At 37.3% G+C, this 18,757-nt stretch carries 22 protein-coding genes; 2 read left to right on the top strand and 20 right to left on the bottom strand.

Going from position 1 to position 18,757, the window contains the following annotated elements; all coding sequences use genetic code 11:
• Positions 1–16: 16 nt before the first annotated feature.
• The 6 genes from KO529_RS10525 to KO529_RS10500 all read right to left on the bottom strand — a co-directional run bounded on the left by KO529_RS10525 (position 17) and on the right by KO529_RS10500 (position 5,103).
• Positions 17–433, bottom strand: coding sequence for a VOC family protein (locus KO529_RS10525; RefSeq protein WP_215947848.1), 417 nt, complete (start codon positions 431–433; stop codon positions 17–19).
• A 179-nt stretch (positions 434–612) separates the two neighbouring features.
• Complete coding sequence (locus tag KO529_RS10520; RefSeq protein WP_247095001.1) at positions 613–1,323, bottom strand: RMD1 family protein; 711 nt, start codon at positions 1,321–1,323, stop codon at positions 613–615.
• Between the two features lie 75 nt (positions 1,324–1,398).
• The gene (locus KO529_RS10515) at positions 1,399–1,713 is read right to left on the bottom strand and encodes a hypothetical protein (protein WP_103442589.1); all 315 of its coding nucleotides are present in this window, start codon (positions 1,711–1,713) and stop codon (positions 1,399–1,401) included.
• Between the two features lie 3 nt (positions 1,714–1,716).
• Complete coding sequence (locus KO529_RS10510; RefSeq protein WP_215947846.1) at positions 1,717–2,694, bottom strand: deoxyhypusine synthase family protein; 978 nt, start codon at positions 2,692–2,694, stop codon at positions 1,717–1,719.
• Positions 2,681–3,625 (bottom strand): agmatinase, encoded by a 945-nt coding sequence (gene speB / locus KO529_RS10505; RefSeq protein ID WP_215947845.1) that lies wholly within the window; start codon positions 3,623–3,625, stop codon positions 2,681–2,683. Before speB ends, KO529_RS10510 begins: the two co-directional genes overlap by 14 nt.
• A 20-nt stretch (positions 3,626–3,645) precedes the next feature.
• Positions 3,646–5,103 (bottom strand): arginine decarboxylase, encoded by a 1,458-nt coding sequence (locus KO529_RS10500; RefSeq protein ID WP_215947844.1) that lies wholly within the window; start codon positions 5,101–5,103, stop codon positions 3,646–3,648.
• 462 nt (positions 5,104–5,565) lie between these two features.
• On the opposite strand from KO529_RS10500, the gene KO529_RS10495 reads away from it, so the two are divergent.
• Positions 5,566–6,288: a hypothetical protein gene (locus tag KO529_RS10495; protein ID WP_215947843.1), complete on the top strand. Its 723-nt coding sequence runs from the start codon at positions 5,566–5,568 to the stop codon at positions 6,286–6,288.
• A 121-nt stretch (positions 6,289–6,409) separates the two neighbouring features.
• On the opposite strand, the gene KO529_RS10490 is transcribed toward KO529_RS10495, so the two are convergent.
• The 7 genes from KO529_RS10490 to KO529_RS10460 form a co-directional block, all read right to left on the bottom strand.
• On the bottom strand, positions 6,410–6,919 hold the full coding sequence (locus KO529_RS10490) for a hypothetical protein (protein WP_215947842.1): 510 nt from the start codon (positions 6,917–6,919) through the stop codon (positions 6,410–6,412).
• 121 nt (positions 6,920–7,040) lie between these two features.
• The gene (locus KO529_RS10485) at positions 7,041–7,415 is read right to left on the bottom strand and encodes a hypothetical protein (protein ID WP_215947841.1); all 375 of its coding nucleotides are present in this window, start codon (positions 7,413–7,415) and stop codon (positions 7,041–7,043) included.
• Positions 7,416–7,473: 58 nt separating this feature from the next.
• Positions 7,474–7,905 carry a cyclic pyranopterin monophosphate synthase MoaC gene (gene moaC / locus KO529_RS10480; RefSeq protein WP_215947840.1) on the bottom strand — a complete coding sequence of 144 codons (432 nt, stop codon included), beginning with the start codon at positions 7,903–7,905 and terminating at the stop codon, positions 7,474–7,476.
• 2 nt (positions 7,906–7,907) lie between these two features.
• Complete coding sequence (locus KO529_RS10475; protein ID WP_215947839.1) at positions 7,908–8,351, bottom strand: molybdenum cofactor biosynthesis protein MoaE; 444 nt, start codon at positions 8,349–8,351, stop codon at positions 7,908–7,910.
• Positions 8,352–9,004: 653 nt separating this feature from the next.
• A complete protein-coding gene (locus KO529_RS10470) occupies positions 9,005–9,361 on the bottom strand; it encodes a hypothetical protein (RefSeq protein WP_215947838.1) in 357 nt (118 codons plus the stop codon).
• Positions 9,362–9,991: 630 nt separating this feature from the next.
• A complete protein-coding gene (locus KO529_RS10465) occupies positions 9,992–10,312 on the bottom strand; it encodes a type II toxin-antitoxin system RelE/ParE family toxin (protein ID WP_215947837.1) in 321 nt (106 codons plus the stop codon).
• Positions 10,303–10,545 carry a hypothetical protein gene (locus KO529_RS10460; RefSeq protein WP_215947836.1) on the bottom strand — a complete coding sequence of 81 codons (243 nt, stop codon included), beginning with the start codon at positions 10,543–10,545 and terminating at the stop codon, positions 10,303–10,305. Before KO529_RS10460 ends, KO529_RS10465 begins: the two co-directional genes overlap by 10 nt.
• Positions 10,546–11,424: 879 nt before the next feature.
• On the opposite strand from KO529_RS10460, the gene KO529_RS10455 reads away from it, so the two are divergent.
• Positions 11,425–12,498 carry a Fic family protein gene (locus tag KO529_RS10455; protein ID WP_215947835.1) on the top strand — a complete coding sequence of 358 codons (1,074 nt, stop codon included), beginning with the start codon at positions 11,425–11,427 and terminating at the stop codon, positions 12,496–12,498.
• Positions 12,499–12,870: 372 nt separating this feature from the next.
• Here the strand turns inward: KO529_RS10455 and KO529_RS10450 are convergent, their stop codons facing one another.
• From KO529_RS10450 to KO529_RS10420, 7 genes are all read right to left on the bottom strand, one after another.
• The gene (locus KO529_RS10450) at positions 12,871–13,053 is read right to left on the bottom strand and encodes a hypothetical protein (RefSeq protein ID WP_146032812.1); all 183 of its coding nucleotides are present in this window, start codon (positions 13,051–13,053) and stop codon (positions 12,871–12,873) included.
• A 95-nt stretch (positions 13,054–13,148) separates the two neighbouring features.
• Positions 13,149–14,345 carry a primase-helicase family protein gene (locus KO529_RS10445; RefSeq protein WP_215947834.1) on the bottom strand — a complete coding sequence of 399 codons (1,197 nt, stop codon included), beginning with the start codon at positions 14,343–14,345 and terminating at the stop codon, positions 13,149–13,151.
• 104 nt (positions 14,346–14,449) lie between these two features.
• Positions 14,450–14,689 carry a helix-turn-helix transcriptional regulator gene (locus KO529_RS10440; RefSeq protein ID WP_215947833.1) on the bottom strand — a complete coding sequence of 80 codons (240 nt, stop codon included), beginning with the start codon at positions 14,687–14,689 and terminating at the stop codon, positions 14,450–14,452.
• A gap of 615 nt (positions 14,690–15,304) precedes the next feature.
• A complete protein-coding gene (locus KO529_RS10435; protein ID WP_215947832.1) occupies positions 15,305–16,060 on the bottom strand; it encodes a helix-turn-helix domain-containing protein in 756 nt (251 codons plus the stop codon).
• A 693-nt stretch (positions 16,061–16,753) separates the two neighbouring features.
• A complete protein-coding gene (locus KO529_RS10430; protein WP_215947831.1) occupies positions 16,754–17,431 on the bottom strand; it encodes a TlpA family protein disulfide reductase in 678 nt (225 codons plus the stop codon).
• Positions 17,388–17,708: a hypothetical protein gene (locus KO529_RS10425; RefSeq protein WP_215947830.1), complete on the bottom strand. Its 321-nt coding sequence runs from the start codon at positions 17,706–17,708 to the stop codon at positions 17,388–17,390. The genes KO529_RS10430 and KO529_RS10425 overlap by 44 nt, the downstream gene beginning before the upstream one ends.
• A 19-nt stretch (positions 17,709–17,727) precedes the next feature.
• Positions 17,728–18,744, bottom strand: coding sequence for a TlpA disulfide reductase family protein (locus KO529_RS10420; RefSeq protein WP_215947829.1), 1,017 nt, complete (start codon positions 18,742–18,744; stop codon positions 17,728–17,730).
• Positions 18,745–18,757 lie beyond the last annotated feature (13 nt).

The raw sequence follows: 18,757 nt of genomic DNA, 5'->3' as shown, positions 1-18,757 counted from the left end.
GAAATAATCCTTAAAATCAGGATAAAAACATCTCTTTTTGCTTTTTGAAACATTTAAATTCTACCATGTGCCCATTGGGATCCTGAATAAAAAAGGACTTATGCTCGCCTATCTTATCCTTTAAAAATACGACCTCGGTCGTAAGTTCATATTCCGACTTCATTAATTTGGCATGCAAATTATTCCAAGTGCTTTCATCCACAATTACCCCAAAGTGAAAAGATGGCAGCACAGTATCTTCAAACTTATAGGTTTTAAAGGTAAAATTAAAAATGCCTGCTTTGGTAAATGTAATCTGGTTCCCAAAAAGATTGATATCCAGCCATCGGGAAGAGTGCCTTCCCAATTCGGCACCTATGACATCTACATAGAAATCTTCTGTTTTGCTTATGCTTAGGCAGGGCAATGACATATGGAAGGGTGCATTTTTCATCTGTTTATATTTAATTCATAATAATTGAGGTCATCCCGACACCTATCGGGTGCAATTCGCCATTAAACAATCACTCCCGATAATCATCGGGTGTTTTAAAGAATTTTTATGGCTCATTTCATCTGGCTTTAATAAAGTAATGATGCTTTAACTAAGGTAGTAAAAAGATCAATTACAATTTACCTCAACAACCTAAATACAAAAAGATCCAAAACCTCTACCAAAATCAGTATAATAATGACCCACTCCAATCTACTGCTTTCCCTATGGTCCCAAATATCCTTAAACAACTCCAGGTTTTCTTTAATAATCCCTAATTGCTCGTGTATATTCCTATACCTTATCTTTAGGTCGAACGTTTGTTTAAGTTCCAGATTTAACCTGTTCAGCTGCTCATTTTCCCAAGTACTGTCCGGCTCATCAAAAATATATAGGTTTTCTGATATCTGATTTTTAATATTCAGGACCTTCCCTATAAACTGCTTTAGCTTAATTCCCGAAATATTCAACTTTCCCTTCTTTTCCAAATATTGGGTGTGTTCATTAGTCTCTTCCAAAAGCTGTTGTGTAATTTCGGAATATTGGTCCAACGCCACCGATTGGGAAGTATTCAACATTACCAATCTAATAAACTCGGCATCAAAACTGGGTAAGATAACTTTATCGAAAGCCACCTTTTGGTGGCCTTCGATTATTTCTACTTTTATAGTCTCTGTAAATTGGGGAGCGTTTTTCTCCTTGGTAATTGCGGAAAGGGCGTCTAAAATCTTCGCTTTTTCATCCTCGGAATGATTAAAAAAAGAGATTAGACCATATTGAAAGATATAAACGAATTTTTTTTCGCCGTTTTTTAAATAAAGCTCATCACTGTCCGAAAACAATATTTTCAAGGGCAATAGAGATTTACATTGCCTAATATTGATCGAAGATGCTATATGAACGGCAACAACCTCAAACATCACGAGTTAATCATCGTCATCATCTCCCTCTACTCCTTCCATATCCACATCTGGAATGGCCTCTGGATCGTCATCGTCAAAATCCTCATAATCATCCTCGTCATAATTGGCCATAGTCTTTTCCAACTTGGCGCTAATCTTGACAAGATATTTGGTATCCTCGGTAGTTACCTCAACGGCCTCTATACGTTCCCCTTGCGCATTCTTGAAGGAGATGATATTAAGATCGTCGTACCCATCCGGATACTTCTCAACCAAAAGTTTCAAAACTTCGGGAGTAAGTTTTTTAAAGTCTACAATAACTCTTTTTAAATTGTCCATATACTACATGTCTAATAGGTACGCAAAAATTAAGGGCGCAACAATGGTTGCATCACTTTCAATAATAAACTTAGGGGTGTCTATATCCAATTTCCCCCAGGTAATTTTTTCATTCGGCACTGCACCGGAATAGGAACCATAACTTGTGGTAGAGTCACTTATTTGGCAAAAATAACTCCAAAACGGTGTATCTGTCCTTTCAAGATCTTGGTACAACATGGGCACCACGCAAATTGGGAAATCTCCGGCAATTCCACCACCTATCTGAAAAAATCCGATCCCTTTTTCAGAATTTGCGGTATACCAATCTGCCAGAAAGGTCATATATTCAATCCCGGACTTCATGGTACTGGCCTTTAACTCACCTTTTACCACATAAGAGGCAAAGATATTCCCCATGGTACTGTCTTCCCAACCTGGACAAACAATAGGTAAATTCTTCTCGGCTGCGGCATACATCCACGAATCCTTGAGATCTATCTCATAATATTCTTCCAGAACACCGGAAAGCAACAATTTGTACATGAACTCATGTGGCAAATATCTTTCCCCGTCGTCTTCAGCTTTTTTCCAAATTTCAAAAATATGCTTTTGCAACCTTCGGAAGGCTTCATGCTCAGGAATACAGGTATCCGTTACCCTGTTCAGGCCCTTCTCCAACAGATCCCACTCGTCCTGAGGGGTTAGATCACGGTAATTGGGCACACGCTTATAATGCGAATGGGCCACCAAATTCATGATATCCTCTTCCAAATTGGCCCCGGTACAGGAAATGATATGCACCTTATCCTGGCGGATAACCTCAGCGAAAATCTTTCCCAATTCTGCTGTACTCATGGCTCCTGCCAAAGAGACCAACATTTTGGAACCCTGCTTTAGTTGATCTTCATACCCCTTTGCGGCATCCACCAAAGCGGCTGCGTTAAAATGTAAATAATACTTTTCAATAAAATTGGAAATTTCTCCTTTAGTCTTCGTCATCGTCGAATTTTGAATTATTATTGCCTCCCACTTTGGAATCAACGTCATAGGTGTTGTCGTATTCGTCTTCTACGGCCTCACCCATAAACTTATAGCTAAGCATTTTGTAATATAATTTGGCTGCAAGGAAATCGGAAGATTTATCCGCTTTATTGGGACAAAGTTCCACAATATCAAATCCTACAACATTTTTATCCTCAAACACCTGTTTTAGAAACTCCAAGGTCTCATAGTAAAACAAGCCTCCTGGTTCAGGGGTTCCGGTAGACGGCATAATGGACGGATCCAATGCATCCAGGTCGAAAGTTATAAAGACATTGTCCGTCATAAGATCTATTACCTTATCCGTCCAATACTCATCATTTACCATATCATGGGCGAAAAAAGTTTTCTCCTCATCTATAAAGGTTTTTTCAATGGCATCCATACTACGTATCCCCACTTGGATAAGGTTGGTGGTCTGACTTGCCTCATGAACCGCACAGGCGTGATTAAATTTACTGCCATTATATGATTTCCTTATATCTGCATGTGCGTCTATATGCAATACGGTAAGGTTATCAAAACACTCATTAAAGGCCCTAATGGTACCTATGGAAATTGAATGCTCCCCACCGAAAAGGGTAACAAACTTATTCCGTTTAATATACTCCTTTGTGGCCTTATGTACCGCATTTACCATAGCCTCCGGAGAACTGTCCTCATCTATGGAATTCGCCAAATATATCCCTTGCTGATAGACCTCCGTATCGGTTTCTATATCATACCATTCCATATTTTCCGAGGCCTCCAAAAAAGCCTTTGGCCCTTTGTCCGCCCCTTTTCCCCAGGTACTGGTTCCATCATAAGGCACAGGTATCAAAACTACCTTTGCCTTTTCCAATTGCGCAAACTCGTCTGGTATGCCAGCGTAATTGTTAGTTGTGTTCATTTGTTTAAAGTTTATTGATTTTAAAGGTCAGATTTAATTTTCTGCTTAACGGATTCACCAACTTCAGTATTGCCGTTAAGATTCATTTCATATCCCAAAATTTTAAGCAGATCCTCTGCCTTTTGTTGTTCACTAAATAATTTGGTCGTTATATTTCCGTTTTCATCCTTATCAATTAAAATATGCTTCGGATGTGGTATTAAACAGTGCTGTAACCCGCCATAACCTCCAATGGACTCCTGATAGGCCCCTGTATTGAAGAATCCAATATAAAGCGGCTTATCCTTTCTGTACTTGGGCAAATAAATGGCGTTCATGTTTTGCTCACTATTGTAATAATCATCGCTATCGCAGGTTAGTCCGCCCAACAATACCCGCTCATATTCATCTTGCCAGCGGTTAATAGCCAGCATAATGAAACGTTTATTAATGGCCCAGGTATCCGGCAATGTGGTAATGAAAGAGGAATCGATCATGTTCCACTTTTCCCGATCGTTCTGTTGCTTCTGATATAGTATTTCATAAATGGCACCGCCACTCTCACCTACCGTAAAACTTCCAAATTCGGTAAAGATATTAGGTACTGCAACATCCGCTTCCTGACAGGCAATATTAATTTGGTTTATAATCTCATCTATCATGTATTGATAGTCGTAATCAAAAGCCAAAGAGTTCTTTATGGGGAAACCACCACCAATATTAAGACTGTCCAAGGATGGACAAATCTTTTTAAGCCTCACGTATACCTTTAAACATTTAACCAATTCGTTCCAATAATAGGCATTGTCACGTATACCGGTATTAATGAAAAAGTGTAGCATTTTTAACTCTACCTTATCATTATCCTTAATCTGATTCTCATAAAAAGGTACGATATTTTTGTATCCGATTCCCAGTCGCGAGGTATAAAATTCGAACTTTGGCTCCTCCTCGGATGCAATTCTGATTCCAACTTTAAAAGTATCGTTGATGGCATCGGACAAAAGGTCTATTTCCTCGTAATTATCGATAATAGGAATACAATTCTGATGTCCCCGGTTTATAAGATTAGCTATATTGGTAATATATTGATCCCTTTTAAATCCGTTACATATGATATAGGTATTGTCCTTAATCCTACCCCTTTCCTTTAATTTTTCAACGATATTAATATCAAAGGCGGAAGACGTTTCTATATGAATATCATTCTTTAAGGCTTCGTTCAAAACCGGTTTAAAATGGGAACTTTTGGTACAATAGCAATAATGGTATTTGCCCTTGTAATTATTTTTCTCCATGGCTATTTTAAACCATTCCTTTGCCTTGTTGATATTTTCTGAAATTTTAGGCAAATAGGTAAATTTCAAAGGACTGCCATACTGCTCTACCAAATCCATAAGTGGTATTCCATGGAACTTTAGGTTTTCGCCATCCAATGAAAACTCCTCTTGAGGAAAATAGTATGTCTGATCTATAAGATTAATGTACTTCGTGTTCATTTAAATAAATATATGAATTGTAAATAAGTAAATAGCATCGCCAAATGCAAATAATATTAGAAATTATAACTAAATCCCTAAACAATTATCTGCTTTTCAGTGGTAGGAATAAAAAAATAGTCGTGCTGACTGCACACGATGGAAGAAAAATTTGGAATACCAAGTAAATTCTGGCTACCTATACCATTAAATTTCAGTGGCCTAAACCTTGCTGCTGCCAGAAATCCAAATTTGTAAATATGGTTCATTGTACTCAACTAGATGCTAATATCAAGATAAAATTTAAGGCTAAATTGATGTGACAAATGAAAACAAAAAAAATGAAAAAACAAGCGTTTTAAAAAATTTTACGTTGAAGTAAAAAATGAATTTCCCGAATAGTAAAAAATTAACTAAAAATTAAACCCAAAGCGTTGATTTTTAACCTTTTCTTGACTATTTTTAAATAAAAACCAGATGGTCATGAAGCTTAAAAAATTCAACGTTTTTATTGGTCTTATTCTCCTCCTCTCTTTTTTTAATAAAATTACGGCCCAAATACCGGCCAACGTTTATCATTTTAAGGAAAAAAGCAAGGATGGAACCCTTCATCACGAGTTGAAATTGGACGGGGATTATTACGTCCACACCATCTATAAAGAGTCCCCTGCAGAATTTATAAAAACCATGGGTGGCTACTACACCACCTCCGACAATAACCTTATGGTTGATCTTGAATTTAATTCCAACCATAAAGAAGATAAAATTACCAGTATTAATGTACCCTATAAGCTAAAAAAAGGAAACTTGATACTCGAAGGGGCCAAGCCAATGACCTTTACCCCCACCAGAATTGGTACTCAGGATCTGGACGGCAAGTGGCTAATGACTGGCCGGGTAACGGACCAAGGCGAAGAAAGAAGGGATACTTCCAGACCAAGAAAAACTATGAAATATTTATTGAACGGGCATTTTCAATGGATTGCCTATAACACCGAAACCTTCGAGTTTTTTGGTAGCGGGGGCGGAACCTACGACGCAACCAATGGCAAGTACATAGAAAATATAGGCTATTTCTCCAGGGACAATTCCCGGGTGGGAGCGGCCCTATCCTTCAATTACGAATTAAATGGCAAGGATTGGCATCATACCGGCAAAAGCAGCAAGGGCGACCCCTTAAATGAAATTTGGTCAAAACGGGAGTAATTCTAAATCCTTTGCCTTCAAAAATATATAGTACTAAAAAGGGCAATCTGTATTCCGAAAAGTCTATTTTCCAAAATACAGATTGCCCTTGACTATGTTAACTAATAAAAAACCTAGGAAATTAGGCCACCTTGGCACTTTCTATATTTGTTTTTAAAACACCATTAATGGCAGTATTCCATTTTTCGGCACGGACAAGTTCGTAATCCTCCATGTAAATACTATTGATGTCATAAAAATTTAGGGTCCTGACGGGCTTTTCATGATCTAAAAAGCTAATCTCCAAATCCAATTTCTCCAAAACCGTCTCCTTCTTATTTTTGGACTTGAGCTGGTAGGTTTTCTTTACGATTTTGACATTGGACACTTCATTAAGATCAATATTTTCCAGGGCTACAACGCCATCAAATACTTTGGAAAAAATAAGTTTCTTATTATTTGAATCCAGGGCGATGAACGAATTGCCCCAACTTTCCTTTAAATCGAATTTAAGTTTTGATTCGATCATTAAGTTTTTAACTTCTTTAGACATTATTTTTAAATCCCCTTTTCCTGATTTATTAAGGATTACAAAAGGTATGATGGTGCAAAGCACCAATAAAACTGATACCAACAACATTGATATATTCATTGTATATTTTTTTAAATTATTCCATTTATTAATTACATCCCCACCTACCAAGGCTAATGTATGGCATGGGGAATTTTCCAAAATTGGTTATTCTGGAATTAGGTGTGAGTAATGGAAAAATTTATAAAAAGGTGTGAAAGGGATAGATAATGGTTAGCGCGTCCAAACTAGCAATAATTTGGACCTCCCTTTTTAGGGACATAAGCTCCTTTTCCTTGAGTACGGAGAGGCAACTTATAGTATTAGGGGAAAATAAATTGAGATTTGGCCTTAGTTCGTTAACTGTTGGCAATTGATAATTACCTTCTGCCAAGAGCATAGTATGCCCAGAGTTCGGCATCTCGTAGGTTAGATGATGATCTGTTTGGATCTCACCATTAACCCCGGCCTTAACTTCTTTGGCCTCCTTGGTGGTAGCCATAGAGACTTGCCCTATACTTAAGAAAAGTATAAGCGCTAGAACCCTAAAAAAAAGCAAGTGCCTTGTTTTTTTCACACCACAAAGATATGCACAGATTCTCTTAAGTAACTGTTAAATTTTATTGACTGGAGAATTATAGGTCGGCACCTAAATCCGACTTCCCTCCCGTTTTTCTCAATAATTTAATATGCTGTATTTCGATGCCCTTGTCTATAGGCTTTAACATATCATACATATTTAGGGCCACTATACTGGCACCGTGCATGGCTTCTACCTCTACACCAGTTTTGTAAATGGTCTTTACCGTAACCAAAACCGTTATTTGTAAACCAATTATGGAGTAAGAAATATCGGTGTATTCTATAGGCAGGGGATGGCAGTCCGGCAAAAGGTCCGCCGTCTTCTTCACTCCCAATAAACCAGCAGCCTTGCTCATGGCAAACACATCGCCTTTGGGCACCGTTTTATTATTTATGGCGCTTATAGTATCCTCTGAACTTACTTGGACTATAGCCTGGGCAATCGCCGTACGCAAAGTTGATTTTTTATGGGTGATATCTACCATCTCTATTTATTTACTTTCCATTGATAGGAATCATCCTCAAACAGTTCCTTCCCAAAAATAGGGACCTGATTCTTAATTTCCTCCACCACATGGTGCAATGCCTCAAAAACTTCTTTTCGGTGTGGCGATGACACAAAAACAAACAGGCATATTTCTCCAGTATTTACCCTTCCCAAACTGTGATAGATGTGCATACAGCTTAGGTTAAACTTGGCAAAGGTAGCCTCCCTTATTTCGTGAAATTTTAAATTGGCCATTTCCTCATAGGCCGAATATTCTATAGCGGCCACTTCCTGTCCGTCAATTAGATCTGCCCTTACCTGGCCCAAAAAGATATCGTGAGCCCCAATAGTGGTCTTGGACTGGTGCTTTGCAATGGAATTGGCAATGAACTCCGGGCTTATTGCACCTTCTACAAATACATTTTTGATTTTGCTCTTTTCCATGGAAAATACTTTAGCGCTAAGGTAATCAACATTCAGGAATTTATGGTAGTAGGTGCTGGAATTGCATCACTCCCAAACTATAATCAAGGTCTTTGCGATGGGGCGTTTCTAGCGTAGACCATCCACCAATCACACCATCAAACACCTTAAGCTGTACCCCTGCTTCAATTGTAATCAGGCAAGCCTTTATTACTATAGAAATAGAGCTCTTTGCACTATGGGCCTTACTCGTAAAGTTATATTTACAAAAGTTAACCGCAACAACTAATTCTACTTATCCTACTTCCTTTTCTTTCTCCAGAGAATATAAAAGATAATCATTAGAATAGGCAGAATAACAAAAACAATAACATCGAATGCACTGGTAAGATCAATAGGATCATTGTCATCCGGATTTCGAGTGCCTATCGGCAATTGTAACAATAAAGGATATATGTTTAACATTGTTTGAATAGCTGTTATGCAATTTACGAAATTTAGTAGGCGTTTACTTCAGTACCCTTATCTATTTCACTTTGCCTTCATTATGACATCAAGGAGCGGCCCAGGACTTCTTTATGGTAACCAAAACTAAATTCAAGGAAGAATCTTATGGCCATGCCAGAAATCTGCCCGGTAATATCAGAATATAGGGCGGTAAAGAAATACGGCAATTATAGGGAAGAAGGCCAATTCATTATTTCCTCCCGCACCTGCTCAGAGGTTTGTTGTCTTCTTTTCGCCAGCTTTTGTATTAGAGTACTAAAACTCTTGTTGTCATATGTGGTGTCCATATCGTTTAGTTCCGGGAAATTTGCGAGATAATTATCCCGTACGGCCAACCATTGCTTTTCCAAATGCTTATCAAATATTGAAGATGCAACACCTCCGTTGTCAACCGGTTTGCCGACCCCTTTATTTGAATCCCCATTAGGGTTTGTTTCTAGGTCAAGCCCACGATTTTGTTGAACCTCATTATTCAAACCCTTTAAAACTGACTTCTTATCTTGATTTTTATTTTCGGTAATCATTGTAATAAATTTTAATGTTAATTACATATAAATTTAATGAAGTGAACATTACTCTATTTGCTCTAACTATTTTATAATTAACCTGATAAATAACTGCCCTATACAAAACGTCAAACAAATCCTTAATGGCAAACAGCTTTATTTTGAGAAGAGTATTCCATCAATATCCACAATACAATTACGCAATCTTGAAAATCGCCAATTACCTCAGGGCAAGATTATGATGCTTAGGAGTGTATTTTTATTACTAAATATGAATTTCTTTTTTACCACCTCCCGCCAACCTTATCAGGTACACAAGAATTAATAAAAGGAAATGCAGAAAAATGAAGAAAGTATAGTTCTACTTATAAAGAAATGACCGTGCCATACACCTCAGTCTAGCCTACTTCGTGACCTCACCAAGAATCGAACTTCTTTTTGTGAGCCCCTTATTTTTAAGGGTTTCGCATTTTTTTAATTTCTAATGTTGACGATTTGTGAACTTTTTTCAGGATTTATCTTCCGTCATTACAAATGTAATCAAATGGATGTAAAAGGTATTGTTTAAAACTACCCTTGTTTAAAATCGAATAGTAATCAAGGTAAATTACATCACTTATGAGTTAATCTGTGACTGAACTATCGCATTTACTGCGACCTCCTTATTTTTAGGGGATATTGTCGAACGTCGAAAACATCAATGATTTCAACTTGATTTTGGTCTTTGTTTACCCAGTAAATAATTTTATAATTTTTTTTGTAGATCAGATATCGAAAACCTTGCCCCCTGTCTTTTAATAATTCTTCGATTTGGCCAATTTCAGGTTGGATATTTAATTTAGAAGGCTCATTAAAAATTCCGTCCACAAGTTTTTTGGCTATACGATTACCTGCTTTTTTCTGATAATGTTTAAATATACTATGAAGTTGATCCTCGGCGAATCCCGTCCAAAATATTTCTAAACCCATTTGTCGATTTTGGCTTTTAAATCGCTTGCCTTGATTAGTCGCCCATTTTTAGAATCGTCCAGCGATTGATCAATTCGGTCATTAAACTCTTCAATCGTCAAAGGCTCAAACTCTTCGTTAGTTAAAGTTTTGGTTTCTTTGCTCAATATTTTTTCAAGATGGGATATGACCTCTTCGCTTTGTAATTTCAAAAACTCCTGTACAAACTTAATTTTTCTAGATTGTAGGTCCATTTTAATTAGCTTTTACTCAAAGATACAGAATTATTGAATTTGTGACCTAATCCTAATGATTTGATGATGGTTAAAGCTTTTGATTTGCCCAGACCATTTTTCCCCAAATCTTACCATGACTAACCTTGCGCCGGATCCTGTTTCGATTTTATAGGGTTCCGGTAGATAAGCGTTACATAAAATCGAAATAGGGCGCTTTATGCTATGATCCTTAATTATATTAGAAACATGTAAACAACTTATTTGCAGGTCATTTTAATTCTTATCCTTCTTCTTTTTCTTCCTCCATAGAATGTAAAAGATGATCATTAATACTGGCAGAATAATATATACAATGATATCAAATGCGCTTGTAAGATCAATGGGACTATTGTCATCTGGGTTTCGTGTGCCTATTGGCAATTGTAATAGTAAAGGATATAGTATGTTTAGCATTGTATTTTTTGAATGGCTGTTATGCAATTTACAAAATTAAGTAGACTGTCAACTTCAGGTTCATCGCTTTTTCTATTTTTTTTTAACCTTCTTTGCAACCATCGGGAGCAAAGCAAGATCGTCTTTGTGGCAACAAAGACACATCTTGAATTCCTTTCCCAACGGGTCAAAACTATTACGTGATCTACCGTGTTTAGACCTCAATAAATTACTTGTAAAAATGTGACTTTTTTCTGTATTTCGTATCTTAAAATAGGTTACTAGTGAAAAGAAAAAAAAGATTTGACTTGTTCCTTACAACCCAAAGTTTCTCTTACCGAATATCCGTAATACTGAATTAGCTTTATAATTATTTTTAACATGTGTCGATAAAATATAAAAAAATCGACATATATTTGTATTGTGTCGATATCATCGACATAGTTGTATTTATATGTCGAAATTATGTATAACCCAAAAGAACCGTATAACGATTTACCACTATTGCCTCCAAAAATAGAACTTGAAACTAAGAAGGTTCTGAAGCAAGCCATTGCGGCAACACGAGTACTGGCTGAGCTAAAAGGTAGGGCAAATGAGATTCCGAACCAATCCATGTTGGTCAACGCGATTACCTTACAGGAAGCGAAGGACAGTTCAGAAATTGAAAACATAGTTACTACCCAAGACAACTTATATCAGGCATTTTCGGCAAATATTCAAACTACGGATGCGCAGACCAAAGAAGTATTAAGGTACCGACAAGCCTTATGGGAAGGATATAGCAATTTGGATAAACGCCCACTTACTACCAATACCTTTGTTTCCATTGTACAGACCATAAAAGAAAATAATGCCGGGATTAGAAAAACAACAGGCACCAGAATAACAAGTAATAATCAAACAATTTACACACCACCGGAAGGGGAAATCGTAATTCGTGACTTATTAAAGAATCTAGAAGACTTTATCCATTCAGAAAATGGCATTGATGATTTGGTGAGGTTAGCAGTAATGCACTACCAATTTGAGGCGATACATCCATTTCCCGACGGTAATGGAAGAACTGGACGGGTTTTAAATATTCTTTATATGGTGGAAAAAGGCTTGTTAGACGCACCAATTCTATACCTAAGCAAATACATTATTGAAAATAAAAACCAGTATTACATAAAACTCCGATCGGTTACTGAAAAGCAGGATTGGGAGGGATGGATTCTATTTATGCTTAGAGGGGTTGAAGAAACGGCTATTTATACTTTGAAAAAGATAAATGCCATTAATGACTTGATGCAGGAAACCATAGCCTTAGCAAAGGAAAAATTACCCTCCCGTGTATATTCCAAAGAGTTAATAGAATTGCTTTTTGAACAACCATATTGCAAAGTGAAATTTTTGGTCGATAAAGATATTGCGAAACGCCAAACCGCAGCAGAATATTTACATGAATTAGAAAAAATAGGTATTCTTAAATCGCAGAAAGTAGGTGTTGAAAATTTATATCTGAATAAGCAATTGTTTGAAATAATGAAACAATAAGAATTAAAGAACCAACTTTGGTAATCTTATTTAGGAAACATTGAAGATGCCCTGTGCCAATGTGACTATTCCGTGCATTCTGTTTTGTAAATAAGGTTGCTGGTGAAAAGAAAAAAAGATATGGTCCTTTTGAAACTAATAACAGGTTTATCTTGCTGAAAAACTTTATATAAAAGCAGTCCGTTTAATCTGGGCACTCCCGAAGTGGTTTGCCCGCTATTAAGTTTATTAAATACATTGAAAGAGGCTTGGGTTTCTGACCTGAAAGGACTCAGGAACCAAGCTTCTTTGACCGATGTCCGTGTGGGAAAGTGCCCGAGTTTTGCCAGCGCCTTCTCGATGGGAAAGGCTCGGGCTCTTTCACACCTCGTCCTAAATGTTCTCTTTTTGTGCATTTCTTGTCTTTTGGTCCGATTTTCCGTCATCGGTCTTTTTTGATGACAAATTGATGACAAAACGATGACGGCCCAACCCCCCGTCTTTATTGACCTGAACTCTATCTGTCATCGTTTCATCAAAAAAAAGTATAAATAGAGGGGTGTTTTTTCTTTTCATTGGCAATTTTTTTGGCAAATGACGACAAACCCGCCGCATCGCCCATGGACATTACGTTTCACCCATCATCGATTTGTCATCGTTTCATCGTTTTTCTATTCTTCCCCAAACTGCTCCAACAGGAAATCCTTCTTTATGGTATAATATCTTCCCTTGCCATCTATCCATCCCATCACTCCTTCCGGCCAGATCATCAATTTCCGGTAGACCATGGAATTCTTCTGATTAATCAGCTTCCAGTCCTTTTTCAGGATCTGTCTCAATTGGGTAAGGTCCGTTTTGATCCGGGTACGGTTCAATAATTGAAGGGCATCCAAGGGGCATAACTCAAGCTCTTCAAGGTCAAAGGTTTCCATCGCACTCAGAATTACACTGGCGAGTTCCTTTTCCACTCGGTTCCTATTGCTCCGCATTAAACTTTCCAGGGCCCTGGTCCTGATCTGGGAAGGAGAGAACCACATCCGGGTCTTATTGGCACTGTTGAGTTTTCTAATTTGTAGATGATATAGGAAAGCAGGTATCTCCGCTTCCAAAAAATCCAAAAACTGGGTTTCCTCTTTCATCAGGGAGGGTACCTTCAACACCCAAAAACGGGTCTCATTATTGTCTATCTTGATGAAATTATCTTCATTGTTGCTGCAAAGGATGAACTTGCCAAAGAACTCGACCTCCCTTTTATCCTTGCCCTTGGCCTCCAGCTTATTGATATTGGTCGTGCTCAAATACTTGATGCGCTCGGTCAGCTCTTCCTTATTGAAAAGCACCTCGTCGATGCAGATCAAGAGCTTGTTCGCCCAATCGGCGTTGAACTGGCTGCTGAAACTGTCATTGGTAAGGTAGGTCATGTTGTTGTCGAACACTACCTTCAGCCATTTAAGAAATGTACTCTTGCCTGTGGACCTTTCCTTGGATACCAAACAGAGGATCGGTAGCATTTGCACAGGCCTTAAATATAATAGTTGCATATAGTCCATCCCGAGATCCGATTGTTGCCCGAAGATGTGTTCCAAAAGCTGCCGAGTATAGGGAAAGTCTCCCTCTTGGGGTTTATGGGGCAAGGGAGAATAGGTATTGTAAAAACCGTGGCACTCCTGTTCAAAATGGATATGGCTGGGAAGACAGGTGAAACCATCGTATTTTTTTATGCCCCCGATATAATTCCTTCCGTGATCCTGGCGGATGGCCTCAAGGGTCCAAGGTACTATGACCTCTTTCAAATTCCCTGATATGGTAGGGACACTCACTAATTTGTAATAATTGGTGCTCACGCGAATGTAGGGTATGTCGTCCATGTGTATTGTGTTTGGCACCAGAGAGATCCCACTGGTGCAATATTAATTTAAGTGATTACTTGATTGGCCTTTATATTGGCCATGGCCTAGGTTTGGGCTTCGTGTTACTCCGCGGATCTTTGCCCGTTCTGGAGCAGCCAGTCTACGATTTTCTTTTTCTCGAAAAAGAGCATTTTACCGTTGGGCTTGGAATGTGGGATCTTTCCTGCAGAGGTAAGCTTGTACAGATAACTTCTGGATATTCCCGTAAAGTCACAGGTCTCCTCAAAAGTCAATACTTCCTTATTGGCGATCAATAGTTTTTCCAAACGATCCAATCGCTCCAAGATTAAAAAATTGTCCATTTGTTTCTTATTTAAGGTTGTTAAATGGACAAAAGCGCTTTTGTCTTCCTACACCATTGTAGGTAGGATAAATGTAGAAAAATAGGCAAAAAAGGAATGTAAAAAATTGCAATAGTTATTCACAACTAATTGCTATATAATAATTTACATAAAATCATATCAAATAATATTGCACTTAGCTTCCCTTAATCTTATTGGTTATCATTTGATATCAAATGGCCACAACCATTATCAGTGAAAAAAAGTCGATTTCTAGGTGATTTTGTAGTTATCAACAATGAATTTAGCGTGGCCAGTTAAATATTGGCTCAAAAAAACACAGATTTCTTAATTTGAATATCTGCAATTGTAATTTCCCTATTGCTATTTATGAATAATCTCCTAGGGAATTAAAATGTGATAGTATCAATTTTCGATTTCTAAATCTTTAGCACAGTTGGCTGGATGTCCAAGAGGTGATGTTTTTTGGCCGGTTTGAGTACAGATAACAAAAAAATACTCGGACGATTGATTCGGATAAATGTGTTTTGAGTAAATGTACGAAACTGTAATTTACAAACATCGACTATATCCCTTGTCAAACGTTGGTCTTTTTTATTTTTGTTGTTTTTCGGTCTAATCTCTAGGAACAATTATTTTTCCTGCTTTTATAGACTCTTTTTCTGAAAAAACTAGCTCTCCATCATATATGAATTCATCACCAGAAATTCTAACTTTATTTACAATCCTCTCTATAGGTTGACACTTCAGATTAGAAATGATGACTGTATTATTTTTTATGATACCAGTATAACAAGGTGTTCGTATTTCATTAGTTTCCTTATTTAGTTTTAGCAGGGGAGATTTAATAATTATTGCACTGTTAATGATACATTGTACATCGCGCCCAACAAGTTCACTATCACTATTCCATCCATCAAATAAACCTGCGATTTCAAATTTGTCCGTTTGAGTTGTTTCTTCTGACCTACTCGTTTCCTGATGAGTATTGACCAGTTTAGTTTCATGTTGTGCTTTACTAATATTAAATAATGAGCTTGTTACAAATACAAAGACGAAAAACATTACTGTTAAAATTGATATTTTTTTAATCGTGTTTGTCTTTAAATTAAATAATTGAATAAAACTTATATAAAATTGCCCTAGCCCTTTTTGCATTATTCCTTTACTTTGGTTCGATTCGTCAAAGGAAAAGTCTAAAGCTTCGAAAATCAACCTTATAGTATAAGTCCGAGGCATAACCTCTCCCGACTCAATCCGTTGTAATGTCCTAACATTAAGGTTACATTTAGCGACAAGCTCCTCTTGAGTCAAGCCCTTTTCTTTTCTTAAATCAGCAATCTTTTTCCCTAAATCAGGTTGTTGAATCATTTTGAATCATTTTGAGCAATTTTAAAACTTAACTAATAAAAAGTCCACGTATTTCTACTGATTTTTGGCCGACATTCTGGACGGCTTTAACCCGACTTTTGTGTATCAACCTCAATTTATGGTTTTTAAATCATTATTTTAGTCTTACAGAATTTTCCTTTGGCTTCATTTCTATGGTTTTGAATATGATTCGTTACGTTTGTAAGCAACTATTTCAGCAAATAAAAACCAAATAGAAAATCCATAAAGATTTTCATAAGTAAGTTGGTATTTACAATGGATTATAGCATCTATGTAAAAGCAGTCAGTCGAGTATCTTTAAGATGTACTAAAAATTAAATGTAGGAACACTCAAACTACTGCCACACCTAAGTTATTCATTGGAATTGATTTAAACAAGCGAAGTTGGAATGTCCATTGTATATAATTCCCCCAATAATCGGACAGTCCGTTAAGTTAGTTTCTAAATTGATTGTACAATGAGTGGAAGAAGGCAAATTCCGGATTTTAATGTCAAGGTGGTTTTAGAGATTCTAAGGGATCACTAAACCAACCAAGAGCTGGGAAGTAAGTATGAGATCCATCCCAAAAAGATTGTCACGCGGAAGATCCAGATTCTAAAGAATGCCGCTCAGGTTTTCGACCAGCCGCCAAGGATGCCAAGAGCAGGGCCGAAGAGAAGGAGGATATGTCTTACAAATCGGCAAATAGCACTTTAAGTTTGTTCTTCAGCTTTTCACCCCTAAGAAGCCTAGCTATAACAACACCGTTGTCGTTTATTAAAAAATTTTCGGGAATGGCATCCACTCCATAAATCAAAGCGGCCTGGTTATTAAAACCTCTTAAATCGCTTACATTGTGCCATTCTATACCATCTTTTTCAATGGCCTTCAACCAATTTTCTTTATCGGTGTCCAAAGAAACGTTAAGGATTACAAATCCTTTATCCTTATATTTGTGGTATTCCTCTACTAGTTCGGGGTTAAATACCCTGCAAGGACCACACCAAGAAGCCCAAAACTCCAACAAGGTATATTTTCCCATTATGTTTGAAAGCCTTACTGGTTGGCCCTTGGTGTCATTTAGTTCAAAATCGACAAATTTTTCACCAATTTTAGGCCGTTTATTTACTTTAATAAAATCCGAAATTGCCTTTCCTTCATCGCTTTCTTGTAATTTTTTGTTTAATCGGGAGAAGATTTCAGCCGTTTCTATTGGCCCTAGTTTTTTCATTGTTTCAACTTCCAATCGTAAAAGGCTTTCGTAAGAATTGGGATATTCTTCAATAAATTTGTTATTGACTTTCGCCGCTGTGAATGCCATTTCATCATTTATGGTTATAAGGGAATCTATATTGTCCTCGTTCACCATGGTTTTCCGTGCCAGTGACAATGGCCTTGAACCAAATGTCCTGGTCCGTTGCATAGGCATTGGAATGGAGTTGAATGTAAATCTTTTCAGCTACTGAAGGGTCTAATGAATATGCCTTGTATAATAAGTTCCCGCCGGCTTCAAAGGCAGCATTATTGGTCTGTAGATTTTTGGAAGGTCTATTGTTGGAAGAAAGTGATTGCACGTTCTCGGCAAGTCCATCCATTACATTATGTTGGGACTGTGAAAGTACAGGACCAGCAATAATAACAGACATTAATATTTTCAAAAAACAATTATAGATTGTCATTTATGTTATGCAATAATTCCTCTAACCTGGTATTCAATTTCTCCCCTCTGACATTTCGTTCGACAATGGTGCCATTACGATCGATAAGAAAATTATCAGGTATCCCATTTACTCCATAAATCAAAGCTCCTTTATTATCGAAGAATTTTAAGTCCGATACGTTAAGCCATTTAAGCCCGTCCTGTTCTATAGCTTTGATCCATTTGGTCCGGTCCTTATCTAAGGAAACAGCAAAAATTTCAAACCCTTCAGGATTGAATCTTTCGTAGGTCTCAACCAAATTTGGATTTTCTTCCCTACAGGGCCCACACCAAGAAGCCCAAAATTCCAATAGCACCGTTTTTCCTTTTAAATCGGATATACTATGGGAGTTTCCGTTTCGGTCCAACATTTCAAAATCGACGAATGGATCGCCTATCCGAACATTCTTATTCAGCTCCAGATAGTTTAAGATTTTCTTTCCATAGTCGGAATCCTTGATTTCCTCAGAAAAATCATTAAACGTTTCCGAAGTAAAATCCCTTCCCCAATCCCTTGAATATACCGATAAAATATAAGCACTCACAATACTGTTCTGGTTGTTCACCACAAATTCTCGTTCCAATGGATTCTTTTTCTCGAACGGAAGCCCTTTTATTTCTTCATATAGTTTTCCCCATAGTTCCTCGGAATTGGAACCGGTTATTTTTGCATTTTTGAAGTCATTATCGTCGGAGTCAAAAAACATTGCTTTATTTTCTAGCCAAATATCCTTCCAATGTGTAAACTCTTTATTGTACAAGAGCACCCTTAAAGGAAATTTGTCGATTTTGGTAGAAAATTCAAAATTGCCTCCTTCAATAACTGTAGAATCCAATAGCTTTTCGGACAAGTTATCCTTGAGGTACAAAACGGTACCGTCCTCCATTCCCATTGTTTTTCCGGTTAAGGAAAACGATGCTTCTTCTTTTGGGTTACAAGAAATCAGCAGACAAAAGATAAATGCAAAAAGTATATTCTTCATGGCGTTTTTGATA

This window comes from Arenibacter algicola, from assembly GCF_018860365.1.
In the GTDB taxonomy this organism is placed as follows: Bacteria; Bacteroidota; Bacteroidia; order Flavobacteriales; family Flavobacteriaceae; genus Arenibacter; species Arenibacter algicola_B.
Note: the sequence above shows the minus strand (reverse complement) of the source record. Positions and strands in the feature narration are given on the sequence as shown.